Origin of the sequence: Streptomyces sp. NPDC102259 (genome assembly GCF_044766465.1) — a bacterium.
Classification (GTDB): domain Bacteria; phylum Actinomycetota; class Actinomycetes; order Streptomycetales; family Streptomycetaceae; genus Streptomyces.
In genome coordinates, this window is record NZ_JBIWMA010000066.1 from 1 (window position 1) to 1775 (window position 1775).

A 1775-nucleotide genomic window follows, 5' to 3' on the forward strand; every position below is an offset into this window, starting at 1 on the left:
GTCAGTCCTTGATCTCGCAGATCGCGGCGCCGGAGGTGATGGACGCGCCGACCTCCGCGGCCAGGGCCTTGACGGTGCCGGAGCGGTGCGCGTTCAGCGGCTGCTCCATCTTCATCGCTTCGAGGACGACGATCAGGTCGCCCTCCTTGACCTCCTGGCCCTCCTCGACGGCCACCTTGACGATGGTGCCCTGCATCGGGGAGGCGAGGGTGTCGCCGGAGGCCATCGGGCCGGACTTCTTGGCCGCGCGGCGCTTGGGCTTGGCGCCCGCCGCGAGACCGGTGCGGGCCAGGCTCATGCCGAGCGAGACGGGCAGGGAGACCTCCAGGCGCTTGCCGCCGACCTCCACGACGATCGTCTCGCGGTCCGTGTCGTCCTCGGCGTCGGTGTCGGCGGGGGCCGAGAACGCGGGGATCTCGTTGACGAACTCGGTCTCGATCCAGCGGGTGTGGACCGTGAACGGGTCCCGGCCGCCGGTCAGCTCCGGCGCGAACGCCGGGTCCCTGACCACCGCGCGGTGGAACGGGATGGCCGTGGCCATGCCCTCGACCTGGAACTCCTCCAGGGCGCGGGCCGCCCGCTGGAGCGCCTGCTCGCGGGTGGCGCCGGTGACGATCAGCTTGGCCAGGAGCGAGTCCCACGCCGGGCCGATCACGCTGCCCGACTCCACGCCCGCGTCCAGGCGCACGCCCGGACCCGACGGCGCGGTGAACGCGGTGACCGTGCCGGGGGCCGGCAGGAAGCCCCGGCCCGGGTCCTCGCCGTTGATACGGAACTCGAAAGAGTGACCGCGCAGCTGCGGGTCGCCGTAGCCGAGCTCCTCGCCGTCGGCGATCCGGAACATCTCGCGCACCAGGTCGATGCCCGCGACCTCCTCGGTCACCGGGTGCTCGACCTGCAGACGGGTGTTGACCTCCAGGAAGGAGATCGTGCCGTCGACGCCGACGAGGAACTCGACGGTGCCCGCGCCGACGTAGCCGGCCTCCTTCAGGATGGCCTTCGAGGACGCGTACAGCTCGGCCGTCTGCGCCTCGGACAGGAACGGCGCGGGCGCCTCCTCGACCAGCTTCTGGTGGCGGCGCTGCAGCGAGCAGTCACGGGTGGAGACGACGACCACGTTGCCGTGGCTGTCGGCCAGGCACTGCGTCTCCACGTGCCGCGGCTTGTCCAGGTAGCGCTCCACGAAGCACTCGCCCCGGCCGAAGGCGGCGACCGCCTCACGGACGGCCGAGTCGTACAGCTCGGGGACTTCTTCCAGCGTCCGGGCCACCTTCAGGCCGCGGCCGCCGCCGCCGAAGGCGGCCTTGATCGCGATCGGCAGGCCGTGCTCCCGGGCGAACGCGACGACCTCGTCGGCGCCGGAGACCGGGTCGGGCGTGCCGGCGACCAGCGGCGCCCCGGCCCGCTGGGCGATGTGCCGGGCGGCGACCTTGTCACCCAGGTCACGGATGGCCTGCGGCGGCGGACCGATCCAGATCAGGCCCGCGTCCAGGACCGCCTGCGCGAACTCGGCGTTCTCCGACAGGAAGCCGTAGCCGGGATGAACGGCGTCGGCACCGGACTCCCGAGCCGCGTTCAGCACCTTCTCGATATCGAGATAGCTGGTCGCAGGAGAGTCACCGCCCAGGGCGAACGCCTCATCCGCCGCGCGGACATGCAGAGCGTCCCGGTCGGGGTCGGCGTATACGGCCACGCTCGCGATGCCGGCATCCCGGCACGCCCGGGCCACGCGGACTGCGATTTCGCCACGGTTGGCGATGAGCACCTTGCGCACG

At 72.2% G+C, this 1775-nt stretch carries 1 protein-coding gene; it reads right to left on the reverse strand.

What is annotated here, in order from left to right; translation table 11 throughout:
- Window position 1: 1 nt before the first annotated feature.
- Window positions 2–1774 (reverse strand): acetyl/propionyl/methylcrotonyl-CoA carboxylase subunit alpha, encoded by a 1773-nt coding sequence (locus ACIRPU_RS44365; RefSeq protein ID WP_403878950.1) that lies wholly within the window; start codon window positions 1772–1774, stop codon window positions 2–4.
- Window position 1775: the final 1 nt, after the last annotated feature.